The sequence below is a fragment of the Gilliamella sp. B3892 genome (genome assembly GCF_026536305.1).
Lineage (GTDB): Bacteria > Pseudomonadota > Gammaproteobacteria > Enterobacterales > Orbaceae > Gilliamella.
On record NZ_JAFNOK010000003.1, the window covers coordinates 215,561 to 232,839 of the forward strand.

Annotated in this window: 10 protein-coding genes; 7 read left to right on the forward strand and 3 right to left on the reverse strand. The window is 39.2% G+C overall.

The features are described from left to right. The first annotated feature begins 62 nt into the window (after positions 1-62). The 5 genes from J3U74_RS05250 (at position 63) to J3U74_RS05270 (ending at position 9,217) form a co-directional block, all read left to right on the forward strand. A complete protein-coding gene (locus J3U74_RS05250; protein ID WP_267328673.1) occupies positions 63-1,403 on the forward strand; it encodes a replication-associated recombination protein A in 1,341 nt (446 codons plus the stop codon). A 483-nt stretch (positions 1,404-1,886) separates the two neighbouring features. Then, positions 1,887-4,172 (forward strand): class 1a ribonucleoside-diphosphate reductase subunit alpha, encoded by a 2,286-nt coding sequence (gene nrdA / locus J3U74_RS05255; protein WP_220218917.1) that lies wholly within the window; start codon positions 1,887-1,889, stop codon positions 4,170-4,172. Positions 4,173-4,307: 135 nt separating this feature from the next. Further along, the gene (gene nrdB / locus J3U74_RS05260; RefSeq protein WP_366518653.1) at positions 4,308-5,438 is read left to right on the forward strand and encodes a class Ia ribonucleoside-diphosphate reductase subunit beta; all 1,131 of its coding nucleotides are present in this window, start codon (positions 4,308-4,310) and stop codon (positions 5,436-5,438) included. A 178-nt stretch (positions 5,439-5,616) separates the two neighbouring features. Further along, positions 5,617-8,271, forward strand: coding sequence for a bifunctional uridylyltransferase/uridylyl-removing protein GlnD (glnD, locus tag J3U74_RS05265; RefSeq protein WP_267328689.1), 2,655 nt, complete (start codon positions 5,617-5,619; stop codon positions 8,269-8,271). A gap of 22 nt (positions 8,272-8,293) precedes the next feature. Further along, entirely contained in the window at positions 8,294-9,217 is a 924-nt protein-coding gene (locus tag J3U74_RS05270; RefSeq protein ID WP_220218914.1) for an AEC family transporter, read from the forward strand. A 45-nt stretch (positions 9,218-9,262) separates the two neighbouring features. On the opposite strand, the gene J3U74_RS05275 is transcribed toward J3U74_RS05270, so the two are convergent. Together J3U74_RS05275 and J3U74_RS05280 are read right to left on the reverse strand one after the other, a co-directional pair. Further along, complete coding sequence (locus tag J3U74_RS05275) at positions 9,263-10,105, reverse strand: aldo/keto reductase (RefSeq protein ID WP_220218913.1); 843 nt, start codon at positions 10,103-10,105, stop codon at positions 9,263-9,265. 84 nt (positions 10,106-10,189) lie between these two features. Beyond that, complete coding sequence (locus J3U74_RS05280) at positions 10,190-10,870, reverse strand: HD domain-containing protein (RefSeq protein WP_267328674.1); 681 nt, start codon at positions 10,868-10,870, stop codon at positions 10,190-10,192. A 410-nt stretch (positions 10,871-11,280) separates the two neighbouring features. Here J3U74_RS05280 and mprF point away from each other — a divergent pair, with 410 nt between their 5' ends. After that, positions 11,281-13,884, forward strand: a complete 2,604-nt coding sequence (gene mprF / locus J3U74_RS05285; RefSeq protein ID WP_267328675.1) for a bifunctional lysylphosphatidylglycerol flippase/synthetase MprF — start codon at positions 11,281-11,283, stop codon at positions 13,882-13,884. Between the two features lies 1 nt (position 13,885). Further along, entirely contained in the window at positions 13,886-15,169 is a 1,284-nt protein-coding gene (locus tag J3U74_RS05290) for a virulence factor family protein (protein ID WP_267328676.1), read from the forward strand. Positions 15,170-15,223: 54 nt separating this feature from the next. Here J3U74_RS05290 and J3U74_RS05295 read toward each other — a convergent pair whose 3' ends face one another. Beyond that, positions 15,224-16,120 (reverse strand): DMT family transporter, encoded by an 897-nt coding sequence (locus J3U74_RS05295; RefSeq protein WP_267328677.1) that lies wholly within the window; start codon positions 16,118-16,120, stop codon positions 15,224-15,226. Positions 16,121-17,279: the final 1,159 nt, after the last annotated feature.

Here is a 17,279-nt window from a genome sequence, read left to right on the forward strand (position 1 = left end):
TCACTTATCTAATAACAGGTATATAATAGTTTTCATTTAACCAATTGGGATCACTCTTTGCCATGCCTAGTATGTCTTTTGAATTTACTCACGATGAATTTCAGCCATTAGCGGCTCGAATGCGTCCACGTAATTTATCTGAATATATTGGTCAAACTCAGCTGTTAGGCAAGGATAAGCCATTGCGTCAAGCGATTGAAGCCGGGCATTTGCACTCAATGATTCTTTGGGGACCACCGGGCACCGGTAAAACGACACTGGCAGAGATTATTGCTCACCATGCCAATGCTAAAGTAGAACGCATTTCAGCGGTGACATCGGGAATTAAAGATATCCGTGAAGCGATCTCACGTGCCCAAATTAACCAGCAAGCAGGCATACGCACGATTTTATTTGTGGATGAAGTTCACCGTTTTAATAAAAGTCAGCAAGATGCCTTTTTACCTTATGTTGAAAATGGCACTGTTACTTTTATTGGGGCAACAACAGAAAATCCGTCATTTGAATTAAATTCAGCACTCTTATCACGAGCAAGAGTGTACTTACTCAAATCGTTGACCAATGAAGATATCGAACAGATTTTACAACAAGCGATGGATGATCCTGAGCGTGGCTATGGCAATCGTCAAATTGTTTTACCGCAAGAGACTAAACAGCAAATTGCTGAATTTGTCGGCGGTGATGCACGGCGAGCACTTAATACGTTAGAACTATTGGTTGATATGTCTAACGGTCAAGCGCTCACCACCGATTTACTCAAACAAGTTATTGGCGAACGCAGCGCCAGATTTGATAATCAAGGCGATCGTTATTATGATTTGATATCAGCAGTGCACAAATCCATTCGAGGCTCATCGCCCGATGCTGCGCTTTATTGGTATGCCAGAATCATTTCAGCAGGCGGTGACCCGCTGTATGTTGCACGTCGCCTATTAGCGATAGCCTCAGAAGATGTCGGAAATGCCGATCCTAGGGCGATGCAAGTTGCCCTTGCCGCTTGGGACTGCTTTACCCGTGTTGGACCAGCGGAGGGCGAACGTGCTATAGCGCAAGCGATTGTCTATTTAGCCTGTGCCCCAAAAAGTAATGCGGTATACCTGGCGTTTAAACAGGCAATGCAAGATGCGCAATCGAAACCCGATTATGATGTGCCGGAACATTTACGTAATGCGCCAACAAAATTAATGAAAGAGTTAGGTTATGGCGATCAGTATCGCTATGCTCATGACGAACCAAATGCTTTCGCTGCCGGTGAGAATTACTTTCCACCCGAACTTGCCGATCGTAAATATTATCACCCCACAACTCGCGGGGCAGAAAAGAGTTATACGGAAAAACTGGCATGGTTAGATGCCCAAAATCAAGCTAGCTTAAATCAACGGTATAAATCATCTAAAAAGTAATCACGGTGTTTTTAATATAAAGTTAACGCCGGTAATAATAACCGGTGTTATATTGTTCAAAACCACGATAATAAACAGCCGAATACAACTAAAAGTCAGTCTGAACAATAAACATTAACAACAGCACGATATTGAACTTATTGCCAAACACGATAAGCCAGTTGTTTATCAAAAAAGAATCAACAAATGGCAACAAGTTTAAATGATAAAATGACCGTTTGCTATTCATAGGTATTTCTTATCAATATAGTTTTTGAATTTTTACTGTGCCAACCTACCTTTGTTATTTAATTGAATAATAAACAACATTGGAGCACGGTTAGCGCTAAAGCCTTTTTTTTAATTAAAAAACGGTACGTTATTGATGAATATATACACTATATATAGTAATTAAATGATTAATAGGCACTATATATTGTATATTTTGATAATTATCAACTATTATAACCCATACAAAAATTTCACAATCAAACTGGATGGAAAATGAACAAATCAATACTTGTCACTAAGCGGGATGGCCAAAAAGAACCTATCAATCTGGATAAAATTCATAAAGTGATTACCTGGGCGGCTGAAGGATTAGATAATGTGTCGGTTTCTCAAGTCGAATTGCGTTCCCATATTCAATTTTATGACGGCATTAGGACTTCTGATATTCATGAAACTATTATCCGAGCCGCTGCTGATTTGATTTCACAAGATGCGCCGGATTATCAATATTTAGCTGCTCGCTTAGCCATTTTTCATCTACGTAAAAAAGCGTATAACCAATTCACACCACCACCGCTTTATGAGCACGTCAAAAAACTGGTTGCCAGCGAACGTTACGACAAACACTTACTGGAAGATTATAGCCAGGAAGAGTTTGAACAAATGGATAAGATCATCGACCATTGGCGTGATATGACCTTCTCTTATGCCGCTGTAAAACAGTTAGAAGGTAAATACTTAGTTCAAAATCGGGTAACCGGTGAAATTTATGAAAGTGCCCAGTTTTTATATATTTTAGTGGCGGCCTGTTTATTTGCTAATTACCCTAAAGAAACCCGCCTTAGTTACATTCAGCGTTTTTATGATGCGGTTTCGACATTCAAAATCTCGCTCCCTACTCCGATTATGGCAGGAGTACGTACCCCAACCCGTCAATTTAGCTCGTGTGTTTTAATTGAGTGTGATGATAGCTTAGATTCCATTAATGCGACCGCCAGCGCCATTGTAAAATATGTGTCTCAGCGTGCCGGAATTGGCATTAATGCCGGGCGTATTCGTGCGTTAGGCAGTTCAATTCGTGGTGGTGAAGCTTTCCACACCGGTTGTATTCCTTTTTATAAATATTTCCAAACCGCAGTGAAATCTTGTTCACAAGGCGGCGTACGTGGTGGCGCAGCGACGGTGTTTTACCCTATCTGGCATTTAGAAGTTGAAAGTTTACTGGTTTTACGTAACAACCGTGGCGTTGAAGAAAACCGTGTTCGTCATTTAGATTATGGCGTACAAATTAATAAACTGATGTATCAGCGTTTAATCAAAAACGAAAATATCACGCTGTTTAGCCCGTCTGATGTGCCGGGTCTGTATGATGCATTTTTTGCCGATCAAGCAAAATTTGAAACGCTTTATCATCAATATGAACAAGATGTCAATATTCGCAAGCGAGTAGTAAAAGCGGTCGAGCTGTTTGCTTTATTAATGCAAGAACGTGCTTCAACCGGGCGGATTTATATCCAAAATGTCGACCATTGTAATACGCACAGCCCGTTCAATGCACAACTGGCACCAGTTCATCAATCGAATTTATGTATGGAAATTGCGTTGCCAACCAAACCACTGAATAATGTCAACGATGAAAATGGTGAAATTGCCCTATGTACTTTATCCGCCTTTAATCTGGGTAAAATTGATTCGCTTGATGACTTTGAAGAGCTCGCTGATTTAGCAGTGCGTGCCCTTGATTCATTACTTGATTATCAAGATTACCCTGTTCCTGCGGCGAAAAACTCCTCACTTAATCGTCGCACTTTAGGTATCGGTGTCATTAACTATGCTTACTATCTGGCTAAACATGGTGTTAAGTATTCTGACGGCAGCGCCAATAATTTAACGCACCGCACCTTTGAAGCGATGCAGTACTATCTACTTAAAGCGTCGAATAACTTAGCTAAAGAGAAGGGAGCCTGCCCGTTATTTAATCAGACTACTTATTCACAAGGTATTTTACCTATTGATACTTATAAACAAGATTTAGATACCTTAACCAAAGAGCCATTACATTATGATTGGGAGTCACTGCGTGAATCAATAAAAACCCACGGTTTACGCAACTCAACCCTATCGGCTTTAATGCCTTCGGAAACCTCGTCACAAATTTCCAATGCGACCAACGGCATTGAGCCGCCACGAGGTTTTGTCAGCATAAAAGCCTCAAAAGACGGGATTTTAAAACAGGTTGTGCCTGACTATAAAGATCTGCAAAACTTTTATGAATTACTCTGGCAAATTCCAAATAATACCGGTTATTTACAGTTAGTGGGCATTATGCAGAAATTTATCGATCAATCGATTTCAGCTAATACTAACTACGATCCGACTAAATTCCCGAATGATAAAGTACCGATGAAACAGCTGTTAGCTGATTTATTGACGGCTTATAAATACGGCGTAAAAACACTTTACTATCACAACACCCGTGACGGTGCTGAAGATGTTCAAGGTGATATTGCACTTACTGAAAGTGATGACGGTTGTGCTGGTGGCGCCTGTAAGATTTAGTCTAACGCTATAAAAAATAGCCATTTAATCATTGTATTGGGGAAACGGATACTTTCCCCTGATGTTGCCCTCTTTTCACTGTCGAAAGGTGGCGGTAAAAATAACTAAAAATCAGTTAGGAGTTTTGTTATGAGTATGAATTACAGTACCTTTTCGCATGTGCATAATGATCAACTTAAAGAGCCGATGTTTCTTGGACAACCGGTTAATGTTGCACGTTACGATCAACAAAAATATGAGATGTTCGAAAAACTTATCGAAAAACAACTTTCATTCTTTTGGCGACCGGAGGAAGTCGACATTTCGCAAGATCGTATCGACTATGCGGCGCTACCGGAACATGAAAAACATATTTTTATCAGTAATTTAAAATATCAAACCTTACTTGATTCCATTCAAGGCCGTAGTCCGAATGTGGCTTTATTGCCCCTTATCTCGATCCCCGAACTTGAAACATGGGTTGAGACATGGTCATTTTCTGAAACTATCCACTCTCGCTCTTACACGCATATTATTCGTAATATTGTCAACGATCCGTCAGTGGTATTTGACGATATTGTGACGAATAAAGAGATTCAAAAACGTGCCGGCGACATTGCAGGATATTATGATGATTTAATTAGCTATGCCAGCTATTACAACTTATTTGGTGAAGGCAAGCACACAATTAACAATCGCACGGTAACAATCGACCTACGTGAACTTAAACGCCGGCTATACCTGTGCTTAATGAGCGTCAATGCCCTTGAAGCGATTCGCTTTTATGTCAGCTTTGCTTGTTCATTTGCATTTGCTGAACGGGAATTAATGGAAGGTAATGCCAAAATTATCAAACTTATCGCCCGTGACGAAGCACTACACTTAACCGGCACCCAATTTATGATTAACACCTTACGCAGTGGCGAAGACGATCCGGAAATGGCAGAAATTGCCAAAGAGTGTGAACAAGATTGTTATGATCTCTTCTTACAAGCCGCCAATCAAGAAAAAGAGTGGGCATCGTATCTATTTGAAGGTGGCTCAATGATTGGTTTAAACAAAGATATCTTATGCCAATATGTCGAGTATATCACCAATATCCGCATGCAAGCAGTCGGATTAAAATTACCGTACGAAGTAAAATCCAACCCAATTCCATGGATCAACAACTGGCTAGTATCAGACAATGTCCAAGTTGCCCCACAAGAAGCTGAAATGAGCTCGTACTTAGTGGGTCAAATTGATTCTGAAATCAATGAAGATGATTTAAGCGATTTCAAATTATAGCTTTATACTCAAACGTGGGTATTTTCTGAAACTTCTTGTCAAAAGGAACAAAAAATTGTTCCTTTTTTATCATCAATACAGATTTATTGAGGTCATTTTTACCCTAACGGTAGCTTGACAGTTATTAAAAATCAGGTAACGTTATCATCATCCAATTGTCTTGATCAATTTGACAACTATGACTGATGCCCATTTGAATTACCCGATTTCTCCGCTCGATTTTACCGATGAGCAGATAAATATTAGCTATCTTAAACAGCAACTCGATGACTTTCAGCAATGGTCTATTGATCAGTTTAAACAACAAGTTGATATCGATGACTTAGTGCATTTACGCAGTGCATTTATTGATAAGCTGCTTGAGCGTTTATGGCGATATTATCAAATTCCCGAACAAACTCCTTCACTGTTTAAAAAAAATCGCATTGCATTAATTGCGGTTGGTGGTTATGGCCGCTCAGAACTACATCCGCTATCTGACATTGATATTTTAATCTTAAGTGACCAAGCACTAAGTAAAGAGCTGGAAAACCAAATAGGTCATTTAGTGCGTTTACTTTGGGATCTGCATTTAGATATCGGGCATAGCGTCAGAACGTTAAAAACCTGCCTGCAAGAAGCGAAAAACGATATCACAATTATGACCAACTTAATCGAATCAAGATTAATTGTCGGTAGTCAATCGCTATCAGATGAGCTAAGCGCACAGATTTTTAGCGATAAAATCTGGCCTTCGGCGGCATTTTATCGGGCAAAAGTTGCCGAGCAAAAAGAGCGCCATAAACAGTATCACAGCACCACCTATAATCTTGAACCGGATTTAAAAAATAGCCCGGGCGGTTTGCGTGATATGCAAATTATTCAATGGATAGCAATTCGCCATTATGGTGATCAGTTTTTGCAGAAAGTGGCTAACTTTGACTACTTAACGCCCGAAGATATCGAAGAGTTTAAAACGTGCCGTAAATTTTTATGGCGAATGCGTTTTGCGTTGCATAGCGTGATAAATCGTTATGATAACCGCCTGCTGTTTGACCGCCAACTGAGCATTGCTAATTTGCTAGGTTATAAAGGCGAAGGCAATACACCAGTTGAAAAGATGATGCACGACTACTATCGTGTAGCGCATAATATTACCGAATTAAATCAAATGCTGTTACAGCTTTTTGATGAATCGATTTTAGCCCAACACGCCAATAATAAACCTTATGATATCGATGACTATTTTCAAGTTCGGGAGAATTTAATCGACGTCAAAAATGATAATATTTTCAACGACGATCCGGTCATGATTATGCAACTGTTTTATACCATGTTGCTTAATCCACAAATTACCGGACTTTATTCAAACACCATTAGACAATTACGCTCAGCCAGAAGGCACTTAACTTCGCTACTTTGTGAAGAGGCAAAAGCAAGAGCACTGTTTATGCAAATAATTAAACACCCGGATGCCATTAAAAAGGCGATATTGCCCATGCACCAATATGGCATATTAACGGTTTATATACCGGGTTGGAAACATATTGCCGGTATGATGCAGTTTGATCTGTTTCATGCCTATACGGTGGATGAACATACGATTCGCCTGTTACTGGAGCTTGATAGCTTCAAAACACAAGCCGGTCAACTCAAGCACCCCAATAGTTCAGCCGTGCTAGCCAAATTATCCAAACCGGAACTGTTAATCATAACCGGTTTATTTCACGATATTGGTAAAGGGCACCATGGCGATCATTCAGAGATCGGCGCTAAGTTGGTAGAAAAATTCTGCCATTTACATCAATTAGAGGCAAAAGATACCGATCTAATCATCTGGCTGGTGCGTTACCACTTATTAATGTCTGTCACCGCGCAAAATCGAGACTTGCAAGACCCCGATGTTATCCGTGCTTTTGTACAATTGGTGAAAAGCAAACGCCGTTTGCAATACCTACTTTGCTTAACGGTTGCCGATGTGTGTGCCACCAATGAAACGTTATGGAATAGCTGGAAACAGAGTCTACTACGTGAACTGTATTTAACCGCTAAACGCTCGTTTGATACCGGCATTCACCAAATACCTCAGCAACGTAGTATTGCAAGGCAACATAAGCAAGATGCATTAACCATGCTGCTTGAGCAACACTTTTCTGAGCCGGCAATCAATGATCTTTGGCAAGATTATCGGGTCGACTACTTTTTGCGTTACAGTACCGAACAGATCGTGTGGCACGCGCAAATTTTGTTAAACCATGATTTAAACCAAACCTTGGTATCAATCAATCCGGCGCCTTATCATGGCGGAACGGAAATTATTATCTACTCGCCTGATAGACCTTATCTGTTTGCAACCGCTTGCAATACGCTCAGTAAACTTAACTTAAATATTCATGATGCCTTAATTATCACCAACAAAAAAGGCTTTGCCCTCGACACCTTCATCGTCTTAGAGCCGAACGGGCAAACGGTACAAAAAAATCGGCATCAAGATATCATCACCGCACTTGAAAAGGCATTACAACAACCGGTTTATAAAGGGGTAAGGATCAAACCACCAAAACAAAGATTGCGATCGTTTTCAATCCCAACGCAAGTTAACTTTTTATCAGCGTTTAATGATAGCCAAACTTATATGGAGCTGATTGCCCTTGATAAACCCGGCTTGCTTGCTTGCGTCGGTGAAGTGTTTGCCAATTTAGATTTGTCATTAAGTAGTGCTAAAATTGCCACCATTGGTGAACATATCGAAGATCTGTTTATCTTAACCGATAAACACAATAAAGCGCTTGATGATAAAACTTGCCATGATTTACGTGAATCTATCATCAATGCGATTGATTCAATAAGCTAGTTAACAAATAAAGATATTATTTATGCAATTTTTTATCATTTTATTCCCTATTTTTTGTATTTTTATTGTCGGCTTTATCGCCCAAAAAATCTTAAAATTTGATGTGGCTAATCTGTCTAAAATGTCACTGTATGTGCTTTCGCCTTTTTTGGCATTTAAAACTTTCTACACCCATACCCTCACCACTGATTATCTATTTTATGTGATGTATATCTTTGGGCTTTGCCTGTCATTAGTGGCGATTGTCTCGATTTGGTCGGTGATAATGAAATATTCGACCAAAGAGCGGTGTGCGATGATTTTAAGTTCATGTTTTATGAATAATGGCAATTATGGTACGCCGGTATTGTTGGTCTTTTTTGGCGCGGTTGGCTTTGATTTAGGCGTGATTATGATGGTGTTGCAACAATTTGTGATGAGCACCGTGGGTATCTATTATGCCGCTAAAGGTAGTTCTCGTAGCGATATCGTCAGTCAAAAAGATGTGATTAATAAAGTTATCCGCATGCCAGTGGCTTATGGAGCACTTTTGGGGATTATTTTTCAGCTGTGTCATATCCCATTATCCAAATCGATTATGACCTCAATTAATATGATTGGTGATTCATCCATTGTGGTGATTATGATTATTTTAGGTATGCAGCTTGCTAAGATACACATTAAACAACTCGATTATCCTAAACTGTCGTTTTCGTTAATCACCCGTATGGTCATTTCACCGATTGTGGCAAGCATAATGGTCTATTATTTACCGATTTTACCGGTTTATAAGCAAGTATTAGTGGTATTAGCCGCTATGCCAAGTGCCGCCAATACGACATTAATGTCAGTACAATTTGATACGCACCCTGAGTTGGTCTCCAGTGCGACGCTGGTCAGCACGTTATTGAGCTTAATTACACTGCCGATTGTGCTATCGTTAGTGGGGGCGCCAGTTCCGGTATAGTAAAAGTGCGCTTAACTAAAGTCCGTTAAGCGCATCAGCGTCATTTTAAAAGCCATTTTTAGTATAAACATCATCGGGATTTGGGCCAGTGCGATAATTTTGATTTAAACAGTTGATTTTACGCATCTCATCAGCCGTTAACTCAAAATCATAAATATTAGCATTTTCAGCAATCCGATCGGGGTGCGATGATTTTGGAATGACGATATAGCCATTTTGTAAATGCCAGCGTAAAGTGACTTGTGACACCGATTTATTATACCGATCGCCAATATTCACCAATAGCGGATCACTCAATACTTTATTGCGAGCTAAAGGGGACCAAGCTTCAATGGCGATATCATGCTGGTGCAAATAGCGGACTAAATCAATTTGCGTTAAATAAGGGTGGATCTCAATTTGATTAATCATAGGTTTGATATTGGCTTGACTGGCTAAAAGTTCTAAATGCGAAATATGAAAATTACAGACACCAATTGCCCTGACACGCTTTTCTTCATAAAGTTTTTCAAACGCTCGCCACGTTTCAAAAAAGGTACTATTAAGTGGCCAGTGCACTAAAAACAGATCAAGATAATCAAGTTGGAGATCTTTCAACGTTTGTTCATAACCAGCTAAGGTTTTTTCATATCCTTGATTTTGATTGCTGATTTTGGAGGTGATAAATAAATCTTTTCGGTCAACACCACATTGCTTAATCGCCTGCCCAAGCTGTTTTTCATTTTGATAAAGCTCAGCAGTATCGAATGAACGGTACCCAACCTTAGTGGCAGTGTTTACCGCCTTTATTACCTGATCTAAATCGGTTAATTTATAGGTACCAAAACCAAGCTGCTGCATGGCAACATTGTTGCCCAAATCTATTTTAGTATTGATAGATAAATTCATTGCCCGCTCCTTTACCCATTATTTTATAACTTAATTAATTATAACGACATGATAGATATATTCAATGAATTAAACTTAATAGCGCTATGCCTCCCCTCGCCACTCTTTTTCAAACTGGTTAACGAACTGAAGCATAAACTCGTGCCGCTGTTTTGCTAGCTGTTTCGCTGTGGTTGTATTGAGCATATCTTTCAGTAAAAAAAGCTTTTCATAAAAATGATTGATGACCGTGTTAGGTTGTTTGTAGTTATCTTCGTTAAGTTGCGTTCGGGGTGATATGGTAGGATTGTGCATAATATTATGCCTGTTACCACCATAATAAAAAGTTCGACCAATACCAATTGCGCCAATGGCGTCTAAACGATCAGCATCTTGAACAATCTGCCCTTCGAGCGATAATTTTTTTACTGAACTTAAGTTTTTTCGATAAGACATATTTTCGATAATATCGAAAATCTGATTGATTTGTGTTTGTGTTAAGTTTAGCGAAAATAAATAATCCCGCAATTCACTCACCGCTTGATTAACATCAGCAACCACTTTTTCGTCAATCACATCATGTAAATAGGCGCTCAATATCACGATAAAAGCATCGGCGTTAGATTCGTTAATCAATATTGCCTGTGCCAAGCTGACCACTCGCTCAATATGCGCAATATCATGCCCGGAAAAATCATGGGCTAACTTTTGCGCAACATAGGATTGCACCGCTACTATCACAGATTGTTGTTGGTCGTTTATTCGGGCAGCTAATTTTGTATTCATAAGTTTATAAAAATGATAACGGTTAAATATTCGGTTGGATTAACGTTATAAAAGCAACAAATCGTGAGCGATAAATGAAGGAAATTATCGCAATGTTGACTCAACAGACACCATTTACAGTTTATTAAATAAATTTAAGCAAATTATAGCAAACTGTAACCTATCGCTAAAAGCCTTATCATTGAATAATATTAAGCTAATAATAGGCTAATTGGACAAATGAAAATAATACGTAAAATTCAGATTCAACAATAAAACCGCACAATAAATAAACAATAACCATTAAAAACCGACAGTAATTAATGTTTTTTTTATATTTTCTTTAATTTTCCCTTGATTGTTTTCATCAATAGCGAGCGTTAGAATGCCAAACCTAAATTTCATCGAAGCAGATTTTTGGAGTTGATTAAGTGAAAATTTCAGCGCGTAAAGTTTTGCCATGGCAATTGATAGAAGACTTCACTCGCTATCGTCAATTTTTAGCTTTACTTCTAGCCTTATCTATTTTTTTTGTTGCGTTAATCGTTTGTTGGGAACTGTTAAAAACAATTAATCTGCAAGATATCAAAAATGCTTTTGATAAGCTTTCATTTCGTGCGGTGCTGTTTGCCTGTCTGTCAGCGATGGGGAGTTATATTATGCTGATATGCTATGAATGGTCAGCCGCTCGCTATGCCGGCGTGGATTTGAAACGATCAACTATTGCAGTCGGTGGCATTTGTGCATCAGCCATAGGCAATGCCGTTGGGTTATCGGCGTTATCCGGCGGTGCAATCCGTTGCCGGCTCTATTTTAAGTATGGTTTAACCACCATTGATGTTGCCAGAATGTCAATTTTCGTCACTTTGTCGTTAGGTTTTACCTTACCACTGCTCGCCGCCGTTGCAGCATTAATTCACCCCCACGACACCATGTTAGCTTTGCATTTGTCGGCGGGACAGGTTTGGCTTATTGCTGGTGGCGTTGTTGGGCTTTATGCCGGGCTGTTACTCTATTTATATTGTCATCGACTAACCCAAAGACCAAATCCAGATAGTCAATTATTTCAATTTTTACACTGGTCAATCCGCCTGCCTAACTTAAAGCTGGCAAGTTGTCAGTTTCTCATCACATTATTTGATGTCCTATTAGCCGGAGCCATTCTCTACTTTCTTATCCCCAATCAGCCCAACTTTATCACCTTTATTATGATCTATATTATTGCATTAGTCGCTGGGGTATTAAGTCATGTTCCCGGTGGTGTTGGGATATTTGAAGCCATTATGTTAGCGGCATTTTCATCGCACATTGGCGCAGCGCAATTAACCGTTGCACTCATCATTTATCGAATTATTTATATCCTTTTACCACTGATTCCGGCCGGTATTTTGTTGTTAATCAACGAAGGCAAACAATTTTTAACCGCTCCGCAAGTTGACGAAAACGAAACCGGCATTGCCGCAGCCATTATGGCGGTTTTAATCTTTGTTGCCGGCGTGGTGATGATGTTTTCCAGCATCATCCCCGGGTACAATCATCCATTTGTCACCACTCTCATACCAAATAAAGTGGTCAACCTTGCCCACTTAAGCGCCAGTTTAATTGGTGTACTGTGTTTACTGCTGGCAATGGGGCTACGTCGCAGACTATATAGCGCTTGGAACGTGTCGATTATTTTATTGGTTTTAGGTAGCTGTTGCTCGCTGTTAAGTGGACTGCATTGGATTGAAACCAGTTTTTTATCCGCTATAACCTTATTATTGATTAAGTTTAGAACGACCTTTTATCGTAAAAGCCGATTGCGAGTTTTACCTTATTCATTGAAATCCTTTGCAATCTGTTTTTGTTTGATTGCTCTGTTGGTTTGGTTGACACTATTTATCTACCAAAACGCGCCTTATAACCAATCTTTGTGGTGGCAATTTGAGTTAGATAGTCAAGCACCTCGAGGATTAAAAATGGCGTTAGCAAGCTTTATTCTACTCACCTGTATCATGCTCTATTGGCTATTTCGACCTTCGTTACCGGTTATCAATCTGCCGAAGCAAGAGGAGTTAAATAAAGCTTATCAAATCATCCTCAATTCCAAACAGCCGGAAGGTTTGCTTGCCATGAATGCCGATAAATCGCTGTTATTTAACCAAACACAAACCGCTTTTATCATGTATGCCAAACGTAGACGAAGCATGGTTACCCTTTACGATCCTATTGGTGATAGTGGTGAGCGAGCTGAGTTAATTTGGGCTTTTCGGGATTTATGCGATCAACATCATTTACGGCCGGTATTTTACCACGTTAAAGCGGCCAACTTACCTTTTTATATGGATATCGGCTTGCAAGCGATTAAACTGGGGGAAGAGGCTTTAGTTAATTTAGCTGAATTTGACTTAACCTCAAAAGGCTATAAAGATCTGCGTTACACATGGAATCGTGGTCAGCGTGACGGGCTGAGTCTTAAATTTTATGCGCCGGGTACTGCTCCGTTAGATGAGTTAAAAACCGTGTCGGATGCCTGGCTGAGCAATAAGCATACCAAAGAAAAAAAATTCTCGTTAGGCTCTTTTTCTAAACAATATTTAGATCGTTTCACCATTGCCACCATTGAGTATCAAGGGCGCATTATTGCCTTTGTGAACTTACTTGAAACTGACCAACATTACTCAGCAAGCATCGATTTAATGCCAGTTGTGCAAGATATTCCAAAACTGACTATGGAATTTTTAATGGTTGGCTTGATTTTGCATTATCAACAAAAAGGATTTAAATATTTTAGTTTAGGCATGGTACCGCTGGCCGGAATGCAACGGCGCCGAGGCGCACCGATAATCCAACGATTAGGCGCATTAGTCTTTCGCCGTGGTGGACGCTTTTATAACTTTCAAGGATTAAGGCGATTCAAAGATAAGTTTGCCACACATTGGGAGCCACGTTATATGGCTGTTCCGACCGGGCTCGATCCTTTAGTTGCCCTTATTGATACCACCATACTGATTTCAGGTGGTATTACCGGATTAAAAAAAGGTAAGAAGTCATAATATGAAAAAGACATTACGCTATATTTTACTGTTTTTGATGCTGGTGCTCATTACGTTACTTGTCTTTGCTGGTCTGTATTATTATAAAAAACGGCAAAGCGCTTCAGTCAATACAATAACCATTGACTCGAATTTTTCAGTATTATCAGCAACACCGAAAACATCAGCGGAAGCCGCTGCTATCATTGTTGCTACCGAAGAAAACCATTTCAGCGCTCAACAACTGCTTGATTTATCTAAAAGCACGGGGGCAAAACTGGTACAATTTGAATTAAAACCAAATGCCAGTTGCCTTGAGCAGCAAAACCGCTTTGATCAAGCTAAAAAAATCCTAAACGAGAGCCACTATGTGGTCGCCGGTATGCAAGAAGGCGCAGCGTTTGCCTATCGCTGGTTAACTAAGCAACCAAATGATAATGCCAAAGCGCTATCAATTGAGTTCACACTAGACCATAAAGATTGTGATGCCCCATTACCCTCTCAAGCCAGCCATGGCATTTGGCAAGTGATTTGGAACAACCCACCCGATGAAGCTGTGGCTGTGTTTCCTCGTGAACAAAAAAAGATTAATGTCACAACGTCTATTGGTGAGTATCAGGCCTCGCCGGTTGAGTTATTAAGTTTACATTTATCATCAATTTTATATGGCGAGCATGAACAATTGCCGGTCATTGAATTGCCCGCTAAAGATAAACAAGCTCACCCGGAAACCGTCACTTTCTACTATTCCGGTGACGGTGGTTGGCGGGATTTAGACAAAGTATCCGCCGAATATATGGCGTCAAATGGTTATTCGGTGGTTGGCGTAGATGCATTAAAACTATTTTGGCAACATCGTTCAGTCGAGCGCAGTAGCAAAGATTTAGCCCATTTAATGCAACAATACCGTGATAAATGGGGCACAAAGCGCTTTGTACTGGCTGGCTATTCGTTCGGCGGTGATATCTTACCGGCACTTTATAATCGCTTATCACCACAAGATCAACAAGCCGTACAAGCTTTGGTTTTGATCGCCTTTTCCAAAGATGCTAACTTTGAAATTGAGATCAGCGGCTGGCTAGGACAATCCGGTCAAGAGATGAAAACAGCACCGGAAGTCGATAAAATTCCGGCTAATAAACTCTTTTGCATCTATGGCGAGGAAGAACAAGACGAAACCGGATGTCTGCAACCACAAATGAAAGGCGAAGCAGTCAAACTCCCCGGCGGTCACCATTTTGATAATAACTACCCCCACCTCGGGCAAATCATTATGGACGCAATCGATAAACGCATAACGCCTTAACATACAGTAAAAAGGGGCACAAGCCCCTTGTAGTCACTTATTTGATTGATTAGATCAATGCTTAGTGAATCTGAATTTTCCTTCCGATAACAATACCCCAATAAGGGTTGATAACGTACCGATAGCGGCAATCCATGTAAAAGGCTCATTTAACATCATAACTGCGGCAATAATAGTCAAAATTGGCACTAAATACAGGTAGATACTAATTTTTACGGCACCAACTAATTTCACTGCATAATTCCAGGAAGCAAAACAGATCGCCGAAGCCCCTACGCCTAAAAATAGGATATTAAAAAGATTAGCTGAGTGCGTGAAGCGATCAAGTCCCCATTTAAAATCAAACAGATATAACGCCGGGAGCATCATCACTAAACCATAGAAAAAGAATCGTCGTGTTAATAAAATTGTATTGTATCCATAATGACTGCATTTTTTGGTTAAGATTGAATAACATGCCCAAAACAAACAGGCACCGACCGCAAGCAGATCACCCAAAGGATTAAGCGACAACACATATTTACCATTCAAGCTGATTAAGCCAACACCAAAAATAGCAAATAAACACCCGATATAAAATCGCTTCGCTGGCCGTTCAGTTCTTAAAAAGAAGATCGATAAAAGTGCAGTAAACACGGGCGCTAATGTTGTGATCACTCCGACGTTTGAGGCGGTGGTATAAGTTAAGGCAATATTCTCACATAAAAAATAACAAGTTACACCACAAAACCCGGCGCACAAAAACATCAGTTCTTGCTTAAATCCTTGCCAAGCAAATATCCGTGGCGCCAAAACCCAAAGCATTAAGTAACCCAACCCAAACCGGTAAAATAAAATTTCAATGGGTTTAAAATCGATCAACAGTACTTTTGTGGCAATAAAGGTAGTTCCCCAAAGAAACACGGTCATCAACGCAATTAGATGTCCTTTGGTTTGGCTGGAAAATAACATAGAAATTCTCTTAACTTACAGTCGATATGGCGGGCAAGCGCTTATTCTAATCATTAGCATTAAAATTTTTTCAAGCCCTTGATAAAGATAACAATGATACTACTTTATTCATAGCTGTCAAAATTGGACAGATAGTGTTAGTTCTCAAGCTATGGCACAAGATGCAAAGCCTTAAAAGATTAAAACTTAAAGCGAAAATAGCAACGTTGATTAAAAAGAGCATGGACGCCTAAAGGCAAACGACAGGCAAAAAAAATCCACTCAAAAATGAGTGGAGGGCAAAAAAATGAATTAACGTAATCTGATAATATAGACAACGGTAATAACAAAAAGTTCCAACTTATTTTAAAAAATTTATAATATTTATTAAAAAATATTATAAATATTTGATTTATAATGGTTATTATTTTTTAATTTTTTTAAAAAAATAAAATTTCTCTAGCTATTTAACAAAAAACCCGGCTTAAACTGTCATACAAAAAAATAAGTAATTAAATCCCGACATCAACAAGTATTAAGTTTTTTACTAAAACGTAGGGTATTTCTGAAACTTCTTGACAAGATTGGGGGGTAGCTGAATTCTTAATGCGCTATATTAGATTCGGCACTGCACATTTAATCACCGAAAACTTTAAGCAACGGTAATCATTCTTTTAAAAGAAAAACCTCCAAACTTTTATTTATTATCTCCAACTGAAAAGATTTTATGTTCTTCTCTATTTTAAATGATGACTTTTATACTAAAACGTAGGGTATTTCTGAAACTTCTTGACAAGATTGGGGGCTAGCTTAATTCTTAATGCGGTATATTCGGATTCAGTATTGCACACTTAATCACCGAAAACTATAAACAATGGTAATCATTCTTTTAAAAGAAAACCTCCAAACTTTTATTTATTATCTCCTATTGAAAAGATTTTATGTTCTTCTCTATTTTAAATGATGACTTTTATACTCAAACGTAGGGTATTTCTGAAACTTCTTGACAAGATTGGGGGCTAGCTTAATTCTTAATGCGGTATATTCGGATTCGGTATTGCACATTTAATCACCGAAAACTTTAAGCAACGATAATCATTCTTTTAAAAGAAAACCTCCAAACTTTTATTTATTATCTCCTATTGAAAAGATTTTATGTTCTTCTCTATTTTAAATGATG